This window comes from Wolbachia endosymbiont (group A) of Pogonocherus hispidulus, assembly GCF_964028195.1.
In the GTDB taxonomy this organism is placed as follows: Bacteria; Pseudomonadota; Alphaproteobacteria; order Rickettsiales; family Anaplasmataceae; genus Wolbachia.
The window spans coordinates 1,386,662-1,405,350 of record NZ_OZ034750.1 but is presented as its reverse complement, the minus strand read 5'-3'; the positions used below and the strand labels follow the sequence as shown (position 1 = coordinate 1,405,350).

Below are 18,689 nucleotides of genomic sequence, written 5' to 3'. Positions count from 1 at the left end.
AGTTTACTACAAGCCTTTTTTTCGTGTATAAATCTTCAGAAGATTCTAACAGAGGATTGTGTTGTTAACAAAGAGCAAAGTAAAAAGGGATCTAGTCTATGCCTATCAGATTTTGTCTTACCTTAAACTGGATGATCATACATATACTCACCTCTCGGTACGTTCTGAAGATCAAAAGTCGTTTTATATTTACCCATTTGGTATATGCTTTGACGAAGTGAATGAAAATTCATTGATGAGAGTATCACTAGATGGAAATGTGATTGAGGGTACAGAATATCAATATAATAAAACTGGCTATATAATTCATGGTTTTGTTTATCAAGCAAGGAAAGATATTCAAGCAATTTTTCACTTGCATACACCTTCTATTGTAGCGGTTTCTTCTCTCAAAGATGGGCTGCTTCCTATAAGTCAATGGGTACTGCACTTTTACAATAAAATCTCTTACCATAATTATAATTCCCTAGCACTTAGCAATACAGAAGGAAAGAGGTTAATAGCTGATCTGAAAGAAAATTTTGTCATGTTAATGCGTAATCATGGATCTATAACGTGTGGTCGGACTATACAAGAAGCAATGTTTTACACGTATCATTTAGAACAAGCGTGCAAAACTCAATGTTTAACGTTAGCAATGAATAGGGAGTTATCAATTCCAAGTGAAGAAATTTGCTCAAAAGCTGTAAAGGATCTCCTATCTTTTGAAAGCAATCTTGGTGAGAGGGATTGGCACGCATGGGTTAGACTAATTAAAAGTAAGTTGTAAGAGGCTTTCGCACTACTATCTGTCATCCAAGTAGGGAGTCATACGCGTCAAGTTAAGAGATTGTGAGCAAATTTAGAGAGGTTAAAGTGGATACTCTAATCCTTCACATTTGTCTTTTAATGAAAATCGTGACCAGGGAATGTTCAAAAAAGCGTGTCAAACCGAAAAAAAAGTAATAAATTGATATAAAAAATGGAGGTTTGACATGAGTCAAAAAAAGGCAAACAAACTTACATCCAGAGCTTGAAACGAAGATTTTGAGCACATTTGCCAGTGGTATGGGCTATAGAGATATAGCGTCACATGTTGAGGAAATTTATGATCACAAAATATCGGCAGCAGAGATATCAAGTATTACTGACAAATTACTACCGGTAATCAATAGACTTCTTGCATAACCATATAACATTGGGAATAGAAACGAAAAAACTTACTTGACAAGCTTTGCCAGTCCTCTTATCATGAAACTGAAGGTATTCAGTTATCTTCATCTGTGCAGATTAAACAGCAAGAAAACAACGTAGTTGGCGTCTTATTTTTAATTTTTTGCACTATGTGCACTCTATGTCTTTATAAAATTTTCGGGTTTTTACCTATATAAGCTGAAACGCGCTTATAAGTCGTTTAAGACAGTATAGTACGCCAATTTGCAGGATTAGAGAGTGAACACTAATTACCACGGGGTTTCTTTTGCCTTTTTTTCTGCTTAGTAAATTTCTTAAACATTTAAGCTAAGGTTAGTTGCACTTAAAAGCAGCTAAATTGCAGCATTTAAGACTTAAAAAACGCCAATACAGAAAATAGACAGTGACTAGGATTTCTTTTGCCTTTTTTTCCACTTGGTAAATTTCTTAATGTTTATAGCTAAAAGAGCCCAAGAGAGGTCAGTGCTCCTTTTTTTGTCATCTCAGCACCTTCTTCTGTCATCCCAGTGCGTGACACTGGGATCTAGCCTTTATTATTTGGTTGAAATTAAGTCTTCTGGATCCCAGTGTCAGCTACTTTCATAACATCATCATAAAGTAAAATGAGATCCCAGTGTCACGCACTGGGATGACAGGGGAAGGTATTAGGATGACACCGTCATAAGGTGAACCAGTGCTCCTTTTTTTGTCATCCCAGTGCGTGACACTGGGATCTAGGAAACTTAACTGCAAGTAATGCATTGGGTTTTGTGAATATGGGTTTTGCGTTATAGAATGAAACACTTTTGGTGAATTTGTAAAGAGAACTAGATCCCAGTGTCAAGCACTGGAATGACAAGAAGAGGGTACTTGGATAAGAGGCATTGCCCTTCTGGTAGGCCCAAATCACAATGTTCGTACAGTTATGCGTCACACGCTGGAATGACAACGTAAGGTAAATTTTTCAACATCCCAAAATTACAGAATTTAGTCTGTTTAATTAAGTGTGAACTGTTACACGAAAATTTTGTAAACAGATTAATATGCCCTGTTTTTGCTATTCATCTAAAAATGGAACCATAGAGTACGTTGATAAGCATAAGCAAATTTTAATGCAAAAATTACTATCAGAAAATAGATTATGCAAGAGGTCTAATTATTCTGCCGCAATTTTGCTCTATCACACTTGCCACATTTAATATTCCAGCTTCGTCATAATAATTTCCAATCACTTGCAAGGCAAGTGGTAAACCCTCATTGGAAAGCCCAACAGGAACAGAAATAGCAGGCAATCCTGCCAGACTTGCTGGCACGGTAAACACATCATTGATGCACATAATTAGCGGATCTGGCTTTTCATTTAAGCCAAAAGCTTCTGTTGGAGCAGATGGCACAAGTATGTAATCTATTTTTTCAAACGCTTTTATAAAATCATTTCTGATTAATGCCCTAATGCACTGCGCTTTTTCGTAATATTCATTATAATGACCTGAAGAAAGCGCATAAGCGCCAATTAAAATTCTTCTTTTCACCTCTTTACCAAAACCTTCTGCTCTTGTTAGTGAATACATTTCTTCAAGGGTATCAGCATCAACCCTTAATCCATAACGCACACCATCGTAACGAGCAAGATTGGATGAAGTTTCAGCAGAACAGATTAAATAATAGACTGGTATTGCATATTTAGTATGTGGCAGAGTGATGTCAACAACTTCAGCGCCATTTTCTTTTAAATAGGAAGCAACTCTTTCCCAATTATGAACTATTTCCTCTGAAATTCCATCCATCCTATATTCTTTTGGTATACCAATACACTTACCCTTAACATCACCATTTATAAAGCTAGAAAATTTAGGCACTGGCTTTTCGCTCGATATTGAATCTTTTTTATCATAGCCACAAATTGCTTCCAGCATTAATGCTGAATCAGAGACAGAACGAGTAATGACTCCTGCTTGATCCAGAGAACTCGCAAATGCAATCATACCAAAACGCGAGCATCTTCCATAAGTTGGCTTTATTCCAACTACTCCACAATAAGCTGCTGGTTGGCGTACAGATCCACCGGTGTCGCTCCCTAACGCTCCAGCGCATAAAAATCCAGCAACCGATGCTGCAGATCCACCAGATGATCCACCAGGAACAACTTTTTCCCCATCACTTTCTCTAATCCAAACATTTTCAACAGGGCCAAAATAGCTGTTTGTGTTCGCAGAACCCATAGCAAATTCATCCATATTAAGCTTACCGAGCATGGCTGCTCCACTTTTTAAAAGCAAGTCAGACACCGTAGATTCGTAAGTCGGAACGAAATTTTCCAGCATTTTTGAGCATGCTGTTGTTTTTATTCCTTTTGTACAGAATAGATCTTTGATGCCAACTGGTATACCCATGAGCGGCGAGATTAAATCATCCTTTTGCCTAGAGAAATGTTTATCTGCAGCTTTAGCAGCTTTCATTGCTATCTCTGGGGTTTTTGTTATAAATGCATTTAATTTCTCATTTTCAACCGCACTGATGTGCGCCTCCACGAGTTCAACAGCGGAAAAACTCCTTTTTTTGAGCCCGTTATGCATTTGTGTAATACTTAACTTTTTTAGTTCATTCATCAATATTTAATTTTTAGCAAGACGTTAATTATAACATGGCACGATAAAAAATCCATACATTTATAGTTACAGCTAGAAATATAGCTAAGAACCTGTACATAATCTCAAGAAAGGAATAAACTAAGAGATAATGTATATAAATTAGGATATATGAGGAGTTTATACCCAAGTAACATAAGTCGGGAAAGATTTGAGATTATTTTACCAGATCTAGAGTCCTGTAGAAAAAAAACAAAACCAAGAAAACTTGATTTGTATAATGTATTTTGTGGAGTGTTATACGTCCTGAAAAGCGGTTGTCAGTGGAGGATGCTACCAAAAGAGTTTCCAAAATGGCGCAATTGTTATGATTATTTTAAAAAATGGAGTGAAAAACCAAACGGAAGTAAAGAAAGTGTTTTGGAGCGCGTGTTAAAAAAATATAGTTGCGACAAAACAATGGTCGGAAACAGCTTTTGCATAATTGATGCTCAGAGTGTAAAGAACGCAGATACTGCTGAAGAAAAAGGCTATGACGCTGGTAAAAAAATCTCAGGGCCATATCGCAGTTGATATTCAAGGTTTACCACATGCAATTTATGTAACAACTGCAGGAACAACTGACCGCAGCAGTGCTGTGAGAATGGTCAACAATGCAAAAGAAAACCTTTCTGGAGTTAAAAATATACTGGTTGATGCGGGCTATATAGGAGAGAATTTTGCAACTCAAATAAAAGATATTATTGGTGCAACTGTTGAAGTAATAAGGCGAAGTGAATTGCATTCCTTTGCTGTATTGCCAAAAAGATGGGTTGTTGAGAAATCTTTTACTTGGTTAGAAAAATGTAGAAGATTGTGGAAAAATTGTGAGCGAAAACTCAATACTAGCCTACAAATAGTCGTTCTGGCTTTCACTGCTTTGCTTCTGAAAAGATTATGAACAGGCTCTTACAAAGTATACAAAAAACGTTTACAATCAACGTTCAACGTGATAAATTAAAGACGGTTTATTCCTCGGTAGCTCAGTGGTAGAGCAGTTGGCTGTTAACCAATTGGTCGCTGGTTCGAATCCGGCCCGGGGAGCTCTTCTCTGTAAAATTCTAGTGTTAATCTTATATGGGCATTAAATCAGTTGTTTTATGTATACTAGATGGCTGGGGAAATGGAGTAGAAAGCAGTAAATATAATGCTATTAGCAACGCAAATCCACCCTGTTGGCAATATATTAGCTCTAATTATCCAAAATGCAGTTTATCCGCCTGTGGAGCTGATGTTGGGTTACCTGGTGGTCAAATAGGTAATTCAGAAGTTGGCCATATGAATATTGGCAGTGGTAGAGTAGTAATGCAAAGCCTTCAGCGCATTAATCAAGAGATTGGAACAATAGAAAACAATGTAAATCTACAAAGTTTTATTAGTAATCTAAAAAGTAAGAACGGAGTATGCCATATAATGGGATTAGTGTCAGATGGCGGTGTTCATTCGCATCAAAAGCATATTTCGACTTTAGCAAATAAAATATCACAGCATGGAATCAAAGTGGTGATACATGCATTTTTAGATGGCAGAGACACATTACCAAATTCAGGAAAAAAATGCATTCAAGAATTTATAAAGAGTATAAAGGGAAATGACATAAGAATTGCTACTGTTTCTGGGCGTTACTATGCTATGGACCGTGATAACAGGTGGGAGAGAACAATTGAAGCTTATGAGGCTATCGCATTTGCAAAGGCACCTCGTCATGATAATGCAGTATCGTTGATTGATGAAAATTATCAAAATAACATAACTGATGAGTTTGTCAGGCCCGCAGTAATAGGTGACTATCAAGGTATAAAACCAGAAGATGGAGTGCTGTTGGCTAACTTTCGTGCTGATCGAATGATACAATTAGCAAGTATTTTGCTTAGTAAAACAAACCATACTGAAATAGCAAAACTCTCTTCAATTCTAAGCATGATGAAATATAAAGAAGATCTCAAAATTCCTTATATTTTTCCTCCTATATCTTTTGCTAACACTTTAGGACAAACAATAGAAGACAATAAATTGCAACAATTACGCATCGCCGAAACCGAAAAATACGCTCATGTGACTTTCTTTTTCAATTGTGGGAAAGAAGAACCTTTCTCTGGTGAAGAAAGAATACTCATTCCCTCACCACAAGTTCAAACTTATGATTTGCAGCCCGAAATGTCAGCCTTCAAGCTCACAGAAAAGCTTGTAGAAAAAATTCACTCCCAAGAATTCGCACTGATAGTTGTAAATTATGCTAATCCTGATATGGTAGGGCATACAGGTAATATAAAAGCAGCTGAAAAAGCTGTGCTAGCTGTAGATGATTGTCTTGCGAAAGTGCTGAGTGCTGTTAAAAAGTCAAGCAACACCGCATTAATTGTTACTGCAGACCATGGTAATGTGGAATGTATGTTCGATGAAGAAAATAATACACCTCATACAGCACACACTCTAAATAAAGTGCCATTTATTGTGTCTTGCGATAATCTAAAACTAAGAGACGGAAGATTATCTGATATTGCCCCTACTATTTTACAGCTACTTGGAATTAAGAAACCTGATGAAATGACAGGTAGTTCGTTGATTTCTTGCATTACCCTCTGTCATTCCAGCTAGACGCGCTGGCAAATAGATGTGTTTTAACTTAACCCAACTTTTAAATTTTTCGCTGTTAGTACTAATGATTCATCAAAGAAGCCGTCAATATCACCAATATTACCTATACTTTTTGTACTGATAGATTGGTCAATTCTTTTAACTAGATTAGATAAAACTTTATTAGGGCCAATTTCAACAAATTTGTTAATGCCACGGCTTGCCATATACAAAACCATTTCTCTCCATCTCACTCTGCTTATAATTTGCTTAGCAAGCAAAGTTTTTATAACTTTGGGATCACTCTCCTCTTTAGCTGTAACATTTGATATCAAAGGAACTATAGGACGGGTTATTTTAATACCCTCCAAAAATTCCAAAACTTTTTCATCAGCAGGTTTCATAAGAGATGAGTGAAAAGGTCCACTAACCTGTAACTTAACTAATCTCTTGATGTTCAAGTTCTTGAGCAAATCGGGTAATATTTCAAGACCCTCTCTAGTACCACTTATAACTATTTGCCCACCACCGTTATCATTTGCAATTTCACAAACTCTATCAATCTGGACTGATTTTAAAACATCTTCCACTTCGTTTAGCTCCGCTCCAAGCAATGCAACCATTCCCCCTTCACATTTCAAAGAAGCTTCATGCATTGCTTCGCTGCGAACTTTCAGCAGCTTGATTGCAGACTCAAGAGTCAATGCCCCTGCAGCACATAGCGCTGTATATTCACCGACTGAATGTCCACAAACATATTTAATTCCATAATTAGAAAAAAGAGATTCACCAAACACATGCTCGATAACACGTAGCGTCGCGATTGACACTGCCATTATAGCTGGTTGAGCATTCTCTGTAATAGTTAATTCTTCAATATAACCATTGAAAATTAAATTAGATAACTTTCTATTCAGTACGCTATCTACTTCATCAAATACTTGTTTAGCAACAGAAAATTCACTATATAAACTTTTTCCCATTCCTACAAATTGAGAGCCCTGACCAGGGAAAGCGAAAATCATGATAACTATTATTCATTACTTATTAAATATACTACTTTATTTATTTTTTGTCAATATTTTAGAATAATGATTGACTTAGTGAATTAAGTTCACTAGAATATTAACTGACTAAAAGTTTATAAGCAACAATGGCAGAAATTGATTATCATAAGGTTACTATAGTCATGACAGATGGTCAAGAGTTTGAAACTCGTTCCACTTATGGAAAGGAAGGTGATAAGATAAAACTTGATAGAGATCCCCTCACTCACCCTGCATGGACTGGAAGTTTAACAAGCGGGTCAGCAAGTAAAACTAGCAAATTAGCTAAGTTTAACGATAAATATGGAAGCATTTTCTAATTTTCCTCCTCTTTAAGTTTTAGAGGGTTTACTGAAGCATGCATAAATACAAAAATATAGGCTATGTTGCTTCTCAATCACCAAAATCGCAGGAAGTATCTAAACTATTAAAGAAACTTAATTTTATCAATATAACAGAAGAAAATAAGTCCGAAATCGATCTATTGATAGTTGTTGGTGGTGATGGCTTTATGCTACGCACCTTGCATAATTACGTTATAGAAAACAAAAACACACACGTATACGGAGTAAACACTGGCAATGTTGGGTTTTTGATGAATAAATGCTTTAGCCGCAGTGAAGATTTAATTGATCATATAGAGCACGCAACTTCAACTCAGTTAACTTTACTAAAAATGGAGGCAGCAGACATAAATGGCAAGAGGTATCACTACATAGCGGTAAACGAAGTATATGTCTTTAGAAAAGCAAATCAAATAGTAGAAATGAATATTACTATTAATAATAAACTAAAAGTAGAAAAATTTAGAGGGGACGGAGTAATATTATCTACTCCCACAGGCAGCACTGCATATAACTTCTCTGCCGGCGGTCCAATTTTACCACTAAATTCAAATTTACTTGCATTGACCTCTATCAATAGCTATTACCCAAGGCATTGGAATGGAGCGTTAATATCAAACGATACAATCGTACAAATTGACATTAACGACACAAAAAACCGTCCAGCACTTGTAGTATCAGATTACAAAGAATTTCATGATATATCACAGATAAAAATACAAAAAGACCATGAGAACACAATCACTTTGCTTTTTGACAAAGATTACCCTCTGAATGAAAGAATCTTTGATAGGCAATTTCTATACTAATAATTATCCGTAAACTGGTATTTACTACATCTTAATAACTATAGCGTAATTAACCAGCATAGTAATTAATTTTGGAGGATAAATATGCCAGGAACACAAGATCAAGATACAGTAAAAATACTTTCTTATATACCAATAGGTGAAGATGGCAAAAAAGCTCCATCATCGCCTGGAGAAGGAGAAAATCCTATCTCAAGTGTAATGAATGCAGCACCACTGATTCCGCCAAAAAATCAAGCTTTACTTAGTCCTAATACTACAGTACCACCACCCCTTTTTCCACCACAAACAAGAGATGAGATTTATGTTGATGTGCCACAAATGCTAGCAAGTTCAGATTTAGGAGGATTATCTGATAATGGATCAGAAGAACATGCCTATGCAGAGTTGAATTTACCTCTTTCAGAAGAATCAGTCCACGGTGGATCAGGAGAACCTATTTATGCAGTTATAAATCCGAGTAATAAAACTCCCAAAGAGAGTTGGGATAGTGGAATAAGCTATGGAATGAAAAGATCAGTTTCACAAGGAACGGAATTTAGTGACCCTTGGGATAGGGAAAAAAGTGAGAAAGATATGTTAGAAAAATTCAATAATAGTTTAACTCCTTCTCTACTTGAAAGTGATGATACCGATAGTGAAATGGATTCAGAAATTCCTTTAATCAGCCCAAGCAAGAAAACAAACAGATTCTTGCCAAGAGCAAAATATGCCTTGCAGCAGAAGGGTTTTGTAATTTTTGGTGCAAGTGCTATTATACTCAGCACATCTGCAGCTTTAGTATATTTACAAGATGAAGCAAAATTTATTGCATTTTTTACAAACAGCCCAAAATATATCACTATACCAGTTATCGCACTTGCTGCATTGCTTGCAATTAGTCCAATATTTTGTGCAATAAAACAATTTAGAAATACTAAAGAATATTCCATTCAAAAAAAAGGTGCGGATGAAATTTTAGCTGAGGTGTTGGAGCGTCAGCCAGAAGATAAAGCTATAAAATCTGTAAGACTGGAATATAGCAATGGCACTCATTCAAATTTTGTACTTAATGCTTGGGAAGCTAAACAAGGCTTCATTAATATTGACGAAAAAGTAATTACTAGAACTAATAAAATAGAATCAGTAATTAACAATAGGCCACTATTTACTGCATTACTGACCGGTGTAGTTGCTGCAAATATAGCACTTCCTTTATTGCTGTACGCGGAAGGCGGTGTTAATAACGTACAAAAATTTTACCAAAACCCTTTGATTAATAACATAGGGTTATCATTACTTATAGGTTCTGGTATACTTGCGTTATTAAGTATATGTCTTGGTGTACATTACTATAGAAAAACAAATTGCACTAATCTTATATATTCGCAGGAAGAGATTGGTCCTAAAAAGGTTAATGAAGAATTAATCGAGGAAATAAAACGAGAAAGAACAAATGTTCTTGAGGAAAACCACGGTAAAGACGCTAAACGCAGCAGCTTAACGCTTGAGCAAGTTGTGGTCCAATCTCATAATTGTAAGGATGTTGTTTATAGTGTCGGTTAATAAAATGCACAACGTAAAACACAATGCCTTATGCTCTTTCTTCGTCATCCCGGCGCGCGACGCTGGTTCACTTTATAATGACAGTGCCATTCCATCTGTCATCCGAGTAGCAGGCACTGGTTCCTTTATGACGGCAGTGCCCAAAGGTGTCATCCCAGCGCCCCTGTGATGTCATCCCAGTGCCCAGACACTGGGATCCAGGAAACTTAACTTTACACCAGGTAATAAGAATTGGATTCCAGCGTCACGCGCTGGAATGACAGCAGTCCTACATCATATCGTCACGGTATCTCTTGGCATAGATCCCGCTAACACGTAGCGGGATGACGGTTGTCGTTTAGCCATAAATATTTAAGAAATTTACCAAATGAAAAAAAAGGCAAAAGAAGCCCCGTGGTGGTTGGCTATTTACTATGTACTAAAATATCGGCGTTTTTTTATTCTAAACGCTTGATTAAGAGCGATTTAGCTGCTTTTAACTTGCAACTAACCTACACCGCAAGTGTTTAAGAAATTTACTAAGCAGGAAAAAAGGCAAAGAAACCCCGTAGTAGCTAGCATTCAAATTCTCCCTTGTCAATTTGACGTTTTTTGCTGTCTTAAACGCTTTGTAAGCGCGTTTCGGCTTATATAGGTAAAAACCTAAAAATTTTTAAAGACATGCGATGCACGTAGTGCGAAAAATTAAACATGAGACGCCAAATACCCTAAGTTTTTTGTCATTAACCTGCACAGATTGCGAAGATAAATAAATAGCTTCACTATCATAATAAGGGCGCTGGCGAAGGGTGTCAAGCAAGTTTTTCTTTCCCGTGAATTCCTTTTGAAGTCGAGTATTGAAAATTGACTGGAGAGTTGTGGATTATTTTGTATATGTCATAACAAGCCATGGCACTCTCAGCAAAACCACTTAATATTAACTTTAGTTTGCCTGAATAAGTAGCTATATCTCCGATTGCATATATTCTATCTCTACTGGTTCTAAGTGTAGCTGGGTCGACAATTATGCGGCCATGTTCTAACTCTATACCCCAACTGTTTATTGGACCAAGATTCATTGACAGTCCAAAAAATGGCAGCAAAAAATCAGCGGATATTTCTTTTTCTTCCTTAGAGGCAATGTTTTTTACTATCACTGCGCTCAACTGCCCATTACCTCCTGCTAGTTCGTGTAATTGATATGGCACTACCAGTTCTATCTTTCCATCATTTTCAAGTGATTCTAATTTATTTCTAGTTTCAGGAGTGCAGCGAAATTTCTTTCTTCTATGTATCACATAAATTTTCTTTGCAACTTTAGAAAGTTCTACAGTCCAATCAGCTGCAGAATCACCCCCCCCTGCAATGACTATAGTTTTGTCCTGAAAATCAGAAATTTTATTTACACTGTAAAATACAGATTTATTTTCATATTCTAATATACCACTTAAGGGTGGACGGTTAGGTTCAAACATTCCGTTACCTGCAGCAATGATAATGGCTTTGCATTTTACCTCTGTACCTATGTTTGTTATGACAGTAAAGTTTTCACCTCCGTTATTCGAAATCTTTTCCACTTTTTGACTTAAATGGTAAACAGGCTCAAATGGTGAAGCTTGCTTCATTAGTCGCTCAATTAATTTTTGGGCAGTAATTACAGGATAACCAGGTATATCATATATTGGCTTTTCTGGGTAAAGAGCTGTGCATTGTCCTCCTGCTTGATCCAAAACATCTATTATATGACATCTCATATCAAGCATTCCCGCTTGAAAAGCAGTGAATATTCCAACAGGCCCTGCACCTATTATTACTATATTGGTTTTCATATTCAGATGGTAATCTATTTATAGATATTAGCTTTCTTCGCTAATAAGGTCAATTTACAAAGGGATGTATTTTTAAAAGATGTGGCTAGATTAGATAAGATTTCCAGCGTTATGAACCACATAGTCCAAATAAGCTCTAAAAATCAGCTAGCATAGCGAGATGCTGTGCGGACGGAATGGGATTCGAACCCATGGTACGCTCATCACGTACGTCAGTTTTCAAGACTGGTGCCTTAAACCGCTCGGCCATCCGTCCATTTCTTTTCTATCACAACATTTTATTTTAAGCAATCTATAAAAGCTTTACTTGCCCACGCAAAAGTTGCTAAACACACTACCCAATATTTCCTCAACATTAATAATTCCAATCACCGCACCAAGTTCAAATGCAGCGAGCCTCAAATCTTCAGATATTAACTCAATTGGATTATCGATATTAAAATGTTGTAAATGTTCCAGTGCTTTCTGCATGTGACTCCTATGTCTTTGCCGAGTAATCACAGGAGTGTCTCTATCATGCCCAAATTTCTCCTCTGCCTTCTTTTTTATGAGAGAGATCAACTTGTTTGTACCTATTCCCTTTAAAATAGAAATGGGTAAAAGATCTATGCCATTAATTTTTATATTGTGATTATTGATAACATCGTCAGCTTTGCTCAGAACATAAATGGTGTCATTTTGGTCTGATGTCATGCAAGTAGCTGACACTGGAATCCAGCTTATCTCATCATGAACATTGTTTTCAGTACATGTTTCTAGAATCCATTGTCTATTGCATAATTTGCAAGTATTTTTATATCTGGATCCCAGTGTCACGCACTGGGATGACACCGTTTGTTGATTACAATATTTGCATAGTTGTGTGTCAAGCACTGGTACAACGGATGGTATATTGCCTGTGGCTTGATAATTGACATCGTGTCGTTGTTCAAAAGGAAACAGTTCTATTCTTAAATCAGCTTCAAAAGACCTCTTTTTCGCTCGACTTATGCCTTCTGATTCTATCGGGTCTGAACTCTCACGAATTCCAGCAGTATCAGAGAGAATGATTGGGTATCCGCCAATGTCAATATGAGCTTCAAGCACGTCTCTTGTTGTGCCTGCATATTCAGAAACAATAGCAATATCACGCTTGGCTAAGAAATTAAACAGAGTTGATTTACCGACATTTGGTTCACCAGTTATTACAATATGTAAACCCTCACGCAACCTTTCGCCCCGTCTATTATCATTTAAATGCTCTTGTATCAACTGCACGAGAGATTGCACTTCATTATTAATTTTTTCCAATTCACTTTTTTCTGCCCAAATGTCCTCTGGAAAGTCTATATATGCTTCGATTTTGGATTGTATCGTTATTAATCTTTGCCTCCAATTGCTGTATAGTCTCTCCAATTCTCCAGATATCTGCTTAATCGCTTGTTTAGCTTGCATTTTCGTTTCAGCATCAATTAAGTCTGCAATCCCTTCTATTTGCGTTAAGTCAAATTTACCATTTAGAAAAGCCCTAAGTGAGAATTCTCCAGGCCTGGCCATAACGAAAATTTTTGATAATTCCTCCAAGATGATTTTTATGACTGCCTTGCTTCCATGCACTTGTAACTCTATAACGTCCTCGCCAGTGAAACTGTTTGGAGCAGGGAAATAGATGATTATTCCATTATCTATTAATTGACTGGAATCATCATATAGATCAACTAAAGTAGCAAATCTTGGTTTAATTTCTTTCTTAATATGAAAATGATTTAAAGCTTTAAGCGCATAGTTGCCTGAAATTCTAATTACTGCAACTCCTGACTTACCAAATACGGTCGATAAAGCAAAAATAGTTTCATTTGTGTTTGTCATTATTTATATAAACTACTTAGCAATATTACACTTAAGAAACCAAAATACCTAATTTGAAAATATTCAAAATTTTTATCTATCTTGCTAGTTTATATTAATGCAGTACTATCATACTAGTGAATGTATTATATAGAAAAGCTGTAAAAGTCACCCAGGTAAAAATATTTATTTTGAAAACTGATAATATGATTTATAATGACTGACACAAGTTTTAAATATTTTATGCTCAAGAAATTAGCTTGGTACTGGTCTTTTGTAGAGTTAATTAAAGGGTTTGTTATTACATTAAAATATATGTTTAAGCCAAAGGTTACTTTGAGGTATCCTATGGAGAAGGGCCCTTTAAGTCCAAGGTTTCGTGGTGAGCATGCGTTACGTAGGTATCCAAACGGTGAAGAACGATGCATAGCTTGTAAATTATGCGAAGTTATCTGCCCTGCTCAAGCAATAGTTATTGAAGCAGAGGAAAGAGAAGACGGTAGTCGTCGCACCACACGCTATGATATTGACATGACAAAATGCATATACTGCGGGCTTTGCCAAGAGGCATGTCCAGTTGATGCAATTGTGGAGGGTCCTAACTTTGAATTTGCTACTGAAACAAGAGAGGAGCTAATGTACAATAAAGAAAAGTTATTGCGTAATGGTGAAGTTTGGGAAGACGCAATTGCACTCAGGTTAAAAAAGAATAGGCCGTATTACTGATGTTAAAAATTTATAGCTTTCAAATCATTCCTTTGTTACCCAGGTGCTTTTTTTCTGTCATTTCAGTGTTCCTTTTTTTGTCATCCCAGTGTGTGACACTGGGATCCAGGTATAAAAATATTTGCAAATTGTGCAATGGACAACAGATTTTAGAAGCATACGTTAAACTAATTTCCATTATAAAAATAAGATGGATCCCAGTGTCACGCACTGGGATGACATCATAGGGGATGACAAGGATAGGGTTACTTGGATGACAAAAGGGTCGATAAATGATTAAAGTTACTTTTTCAACCGAACAAAAAGTAAAAGAATACAGTGGTAAAGTCACTGGCTTTGATATATTACAACCGGATACTTTGAAAGAAGCAGTTGCATTGAAAGTAAATGGTGAGTTATATGATCTCTCACGTGAAATTGAATCTGATACAGAGATAGAGGTAATACAACTGAGTGACGAAGCGGGTTTAGATATAATAAGGCATGATGCTGCTCATATAATGGCGCAGGCAGTGAAAGAGCTATTTCCTAATACTCAGATTACTATCGGCCCAACAATTCAGGACGGTTTTTACTATGATTTTGCTACAGATCTTACCTTCACTACGGACGATCTTACCGCAATAGAAAAGAAAATGAAAGAGATTGTAAAAAGTAATCACAGATTTGTTCGAGAGGTTTGGACTCGCAAACAGGCAATTGATTTCTTTAGTGGTATAGGCGAAAAATATAAGGTTGATATTATCTCATCCATACCAGAGGATGAAAACCTAACTGTTTATAGACAAGGCGATTTTGTAGACCTATGCCGTGGTCCGCACTCACCATCAACCGGCAGAGTTAAAGCGTTTAAACTTATGAAAGTAGCGGGTGCATACTGGCGAGGTAATGCAAAGGGCCCAATGTTGCAGCGAATATATGGCACAGCATGGAGAAATCAGGATGAATTAAACGCTTATCTTGAGTGTCTCAAAGAAGCAGAGAAACGCGATCACCGCAAAATTGCTAAGGATATGGACTTATTTCACATTCAAGAGGAAGCTGTCGGGCAGGTTTTTTGGCATGAACAAGGATATATTTTATATAATGTTCTTGAGTCTTACATCAGAAAGAAGTTGATAAATAATGGCTATTTTGAGGTAAAAACCCCTATTTTAGTAGGCAAAGAGCTGTGGGAAAGATCTGGACATTGGGATAAGTTTCGTGAAAATATGTTTACTGTTGACGAGTCTGAAAGCAAAAAGCTAGCAATAAAACCCATGAGTTGCCCCTGTCATGTGCAGATTTTTAATTCTCACACCAGAAGCTATCGTGATTTACCGATACGTATGGCAGAGTTTGGCACATGCCATAGAAATGAAAGCTCAGGCTCATTGCACGGACTGATGCGAGTGCGTGGTTTTACGCAAGACGATGCACACATTTTTTGTATGGAAGAACAAGTAAATTCTGAAACTGTAAAGTTTTGTGACCTTTTAAAAGAAGTATATTCAGAGCTTGGATTCAATGAAATTTCTGTGAAATTTTCAGACCGTCCAGATATTAGAGCAGGTAATGATGAAGTGTGGGATAGAGCTGAAAAAGCGCTGCTTGAAGCCGTTAAAGAAGCGGGCTTGAGTTATAAACTTAACCCTGGTGAAGGTGCATTTTATGGTCCAAAGTTAGAGTTTGTTTTGAAAGACGCAATAGGCAGAAATTGGCAATGTGGAACATTACAAGTTGATTTCATTTTACCAGAACGTCTGGGAGCTTTTTATATAGGGGCAGATGGGCACAAGCATCACCCTGTCATGTTACATAGGGCAATTCTTGGAACTTTTGAACGTTTTATTGGAATTTTGATAGAAAATTATGCAGGAAAATTTCCAGTTTGGCTTGCTCCAACGCAACTTGCTATTCTGACCATTACAAATGAAGCTGACGGTTACGCCACAGAAATTAGCAATATTTTAAAAGAACAAGGTGTGAGAGTCAAGACTGATTTGACCAATGAAAAAATTAGTTATAAGATACGTTTGCATAGTTCAAACAAGGTTCCTATATTGTGGATTGTAGGCAAAAATGAAGTTACAAGTAAAACTGTGTCAGTGAGAAATTTAGGATCGGAAAGACAGGAGTCTTTTTCTTTGGAGAAGGCTATTGAATTGTTGTTAAAAAGTATTAATTTGAATTAAGGGAGTTAAAGTTTGCAAGTCAAAAAGAACAATAAAAACAGAATTAATGGATTCATCACAGCTAAGGAGGTGCGCTTAGTTGATCATAGTGGTGAAATGGTCGGAATCGTGCCAATAGAACGAGCTTTGGAACTTGCACAGGGTGTTGGTTTAGACTTGGTAGAAATTGCACCTGATTCAACCCCTCCAGTATGTAAAATTCTGGATTATAGCAAACAAAAGTATGATATAAAAAAGAAAGCAAGTGAAGCAAAAAAGAAACAAAAAACATTAACTATAAAAGAAATTAAACTGGGTCCTAATATTGGTGATCACGATTACGGAACAAAATTGCGTCAAGCAAGAGACCTACTTGCCCACGGACATAAAATCAAAGTTACAATGAGATTTAAGGGCAGAGAGCTTATAAACACTGAAGTTGGACTGCAAAAATTAGAACGGCTAATTAGAGACACTGAAGATATTGCAAAGGTAGAATTGGCACCTAAAAGAGAAGGGAATCAATATTTTTTAGCTCTGGTTGCTAAGTAGCAAAACGGCTTAAGAAGTATAAGTAGAGTTAAATTATCGCTCTCTCTTTGATAACATGGCGAAAATGTCTTATTAATCCTTGAATCGGCCAAGCTGCAGCATCGCCAAGCGCGCAAATTGTATGTCCTTCTATTTGAGCCGTAAGGTCAAGCAGTTTATCTATTTCATTAGGCTTAATATCTCCTGCCACCATCCTCCTCATAATCCTCCACATCCATCCAGTACCTTCACGGCATGGTGTGCATTGCCCACAGGACTCATGCATATAAAAGTGTGATAACCTCTCTATTGCAGCTATTATATCAGTTGATTTATCCATCACTATTACAGCAGCAGTACCAAGCCCTGATTGTGCAGCTTTTAATGAATCAAAATCCATTTCAATAGTATCACACATAGATTTTGGAATTAATGGCACTGAAGACCCACCAGGTATCACAGCAAGTAAATTATCCCAACCTCCTCGCACTCCACCTGCGTATTTTTCAATTAATTCACGTAGTGGAATTCCGAGCTCTTCTTCAACATTACACGGGTTGTTTACGTGCCCTGAAATGCAAAAGATCTTAGTGCCAGTATTATTTGGTTTACCAAGAGATGCAAACCATTCTCCTCCGCGATTTAGAATATCTGGAACCATGGCTATAGTTTCAACGTTGTTTATTGTGGTTGGGCAGCCAAAAAGTCCAACACCTGCGGGAAATGGAGGTTTCATGCGAGGAAAGCCCTTTTTTCCTTCAATTGATTCGAGTTGAGCTGTTTCTTCCCCACATATGTAAGCTCCTGCACCCCTATGGATAAACACATCAAGATCATAGCCTGATTTGCAGGCATTTTTTCCAATTAAGTTTTCTTTATAGGCTTCCTCAAGTGCCTTTTTTAGAACTAAATATTCATTATAAAATTCACCCCTGATATAAATATACGCAGCTGATGCGCTGATCGCTCTGCCAGCTAGAAGAATCCCCTCAAGTAGCTTGTGTGGCTCATATCGTAATATGTCTCTGTCTTTACATGTACCAGGTTCTGACTCATCTGCATTGACTACCAAATATGCTTTTGTAGGATTTTTAGGCATAAAGCTCCACTTAAGGCCGGTGGAAAATCCTGCACCTCCTCGACCTCTCAGGCCAGATTTCTTTACTTCATCAATGATTTTTTCTGATCCTAAATCCAGTAATTCTTTTGTTTTTTGCCAGCTACCACGTTTTTTTGCACCCTCAAGCAGGGGAGTTTCTTTACCATTTAGGTTGGTGAATATTTTGTCTTGTTCTTTTAGCATGTTTTTCAAAATTTGTGAGTGAAGGAGTAACACTAAAAAAGAACTCCTCTCACGCTTGCTTGTCAATTTGACAAAATTAGCGATATAGAATGCGTTTTATCAATCTTCACTCACGTAAGGATACACACCCAGTTGAGAACTTACAAGAAAAATTAAAGCAAATTTGTAGAATAAAATAGAATTGAGTCAATAAAAGATTTTTTGTCGTTACTAATTTCAA

The 18,689-nt window shown here is 36.8% G+C and carries 15 protein-coding genes, 2 tRNA genes and 2 pseudogenes; 13 read left to right on the top strand and 6 right to left on the bottom strand.

The genetic code is table 11. From position 1 onward, the window contains the following. Positions 1-58: 58 nt before the first annotated feature. The 3 genes and pseudogenes from ABWU58_RS06815 to ABWU58_RS06805 all read left to right on the top strand — a co-directional run bounded on the left by ABWU58_RS06815 (position 59) and on the right by ABWU58_RS06805 (position 1,779). Positions 59-769, top strand: a complete 711-nt coding sequence (locus ABWU58_RS06815) for a class II aldolase/adducin family protein (protein WP_353283000.1) — start codon at positions 59-61, stop codon at positions 767-769. Positions 770-978: 209 nt separating this feature from the next. Beyond that, positions 979-1,152, top strand: a pseudogene (locus tag ABWU58_RS06810) (transposase); the annotation flags it as partial. A 471-nt stretch (positions 1,153-1,623) separates the two neighbouring features. Continuing rightward, on the top strand, positions 1,624-1,779 hold the full coding sequence (locus ABWU58_RS06805; RefSeq protein ID WP_353282999.1) for a hypothetical protein: 156 nt from the start codon (positions 1,624-1,626) through the stop codon (positions 1,777-1,779). A gap of 533 nt (positions 1,780-2,312) precedes the next feature. Here the strand turns inward: ABWU58_RS06805 and gatA are convergent. Further along, the gene (gene gatA, locus ABWU58_RS06800) at positions 2,313-3,782 is read right to left on the bottom strand and encodes an Asp-tRNA(Asn)/Glu-tRNA(Gln) amidotransferase subunit GatA (RefSeq protein ID WP_353282998.1); all 1,470 of its coding nucleotides are present in this window, start codon (positions 3,780-3,782) and stop codon (positions 2,313-2,315) included. Positions 3,783-3,932: 150 nt separating this feature from the next. On the opposite strand from gatA, the pseudogene ABWU58_RS06795 reads away from it, so the two are divergent. From ABWU58_RS06795 to gpmI, 3 genes and pseudogenes are all read left to right on the top strand, one after another. Continuing rightward, positions 3,933-4,701 (top strand): annotated as a pseudogene (locus ABWU58_RS06795) (IS5 family transposase). A gap of 71 nt (positions 4,702-4,772) precedes the next feature. Next, positions 4,773-4,844: transfer RNA gene (locus ABWU58_RS06790), tRNA-Asn, on the top strand. A gap of 33 nt (positions 4,845-4,877) precedes the next feature. Further along, complete coding sequence (gene gpmI, locus ABWU58_RS06785) at positions 4,878-6,398, top strand: 2,3-bisphosphoglycerate-independent phosphoglycerate mutase (RefSeq protein ID WP_353282997.1); 1,521 nt, start codon at positions 4,878-4,880, stop codon at positions 6,396-6,398. A 23-nt stretch (positions 6,399-6,421) separates the two neighbouring features. Here the strand turns inward: gpmI and fabD are convergent, their stop codons facing one another. Then, positions 6,422-7,402, bottom strand: a complete 981-nt coding sequence (fabD, locus tag ABWU58_RS06780; protein WP_353282996.1) for an ACP S-malonyltransferase — start codon at positions 7,400-7,402, stop codon at positions 6,422-6,424. Positions 7,403-7,530: 128 nt separating this feature from the next. Here fabD and rpmE point away from each other — a divergent pair, with 128 nt between their 5' ends. The 3 genes from rpmE (at position 7,531) to ABWU58_RS06765 (ending at position 10,121) form a co-directional block, all read left to right on the top strand. Then, the gene (gene rpmE, locus ABWU58_RS06775; RefSeq protein WP_265032789.1) at positions 7,531-7,743 is read left to right on the top strand and encodes a 50S ribosomal protein L31; all 213 of its coding nucleotides are present in this window, start codon (positions 7,531-7,533) and stop codon (positions 7,741-7,743) included. 38 nt (positions 7,744-7,781) lie between these two features. After that, positions 7,782-8,576, top strand: a complete 795-nt coding sequence (locus ABWU58_RS06770; RefSeq protein WP_353282995.1) for an NAD kinase — start codon at positions 7,782-7,784, stop codon at positions 8,574-8,576. Positions 8,577-8,660: 84 nt separating this feature from the next. Continuing rightward, positions 8,661-10,121, top strand: a complete 1,461-nt coding sequence (locus ABWU58_RS06765; protein WP_353282994.1) for a hypothetical protein — start codon at positions 8,661-8,663, stop codon at positions 10,119-10,121. A gap of 791 nt (positions 10,122-10,912) precedes the next feature. Here the strand turns inward: ABWU58_RS06765 and ABWU58_RS06760 are convergent. The 3 genes from ABWU58_RS06760 to mnmE form a co-directional block, all read right to left on the bottom strand. Beyond that, positions 10,913-11,929 carry an NAD(P)/FAD-dependent oxidoreductase gene (locus tag ABWU58_RS06760; RefSeq protein ID WP_353282993.1) on the bottom strand — a complete coding sequence of 339 codons (1,017 nt, stop codon included), beginning with the start codon at positions 11,927-11,929 and terminating at the stop codon, positions 10,913-10,915. Between the two features lie 168 nt (positions 11,930-12,097). Continuing rightward, positions 12,098-12,185: transfer RNA gene (locus tag ABWU58_RS06755), tRNA-Ser, on the bottom strand. A 47-nt stretch (positions 12,186-12,232) separates the two neighbouring features. Then, on the bottom strand, positions 12,233-13,777 hold the full coding sequence (gene mnmE / locus ABWU58_RS06750; protein ID WP_353282992.1) for a tRNA uridine-5-carboxymethylaminomethyl(34) synthesis GTPase MnmE: 1,545 nt from the start codon (positions 13,775-13,777) through the stop codon (positions 12,233-12,235). Between the two features lie 222 nt (positions 13,778-13,999). Between mnmE and nuoI the strand changes: the two genes are divergently transcribed. From nuoI to infC, 4 genes are read left to right on the top strand one after another with little or no spacing between them, the layout of a single operon-like run. Further along, positions 14,000-14,482 carry an NADH-quinone oxidoreductase subunit NuoI gene (nuoI, locus tag ABWU58_RS06745; RefSeq protein ID WP_038199316.1) on the top strand — a complete coding sequence of 161 codons (483 nt, stop codon included), beginning with the start codon at positions 14,000-14,002 and terminating at the stop codon, positions 14,480-14,482. Further along, positions 14,482-14,709 (top strand): hypothetical protein, encoded by a 228-nt coding sequence (locus ABWU58_RS06740; RefSeq protein ID WP_253302749.1) that lies wholly within the window; start codon positions 14,482-14,484, stop codon positions 14,707-14,709. Before nuoI ends, ABWU58_RS06740 begins: the two co-directional genes overlap by 1 nt. Before the next feature lie 45 nt (positions 14,710-14,754). Then, positions 14,755-16,656, top strand: a complete 1,902-nt coding sequence (gene thrS / locus ABWU58_RS06735; protein ID WP_353282991.1) for a threonine--tRNA ligase — start codon at positions 14,755-14,757, stop codon at positions 16,654-16,656. 12 nt (positions 16,657-16,668) lie between these two features. Continuing rightward, complete coding sequence (gene infC, locus ABWU58_RS06730) at positions 16,669-17,187, top strand: translation initiation factor IF-3 (protein ID WP_353282990.1); 519 nt, start codon at positions 16,669-16,671, stop codon at positions 17,185-17,187. 28 nt (positions 17,188-17,215) lie between these two features. Here the strand turns inward: infC and nuoF are convergent, their stop codons facing one another. After that, a complete protein-coding gene (gene nuoF / locus ABWU58_RS06725; protein ID WP_353282989.1) occupies positions 17,216-18,469 on the bottom strand; it encodes an NADH-quinone oxidoreductase subunit NuoF in 1,254 nt (417 codons plus the stop codon). Between the last annotated feature and the right edge of the window lie 220 nt (positions 18,470-18,689).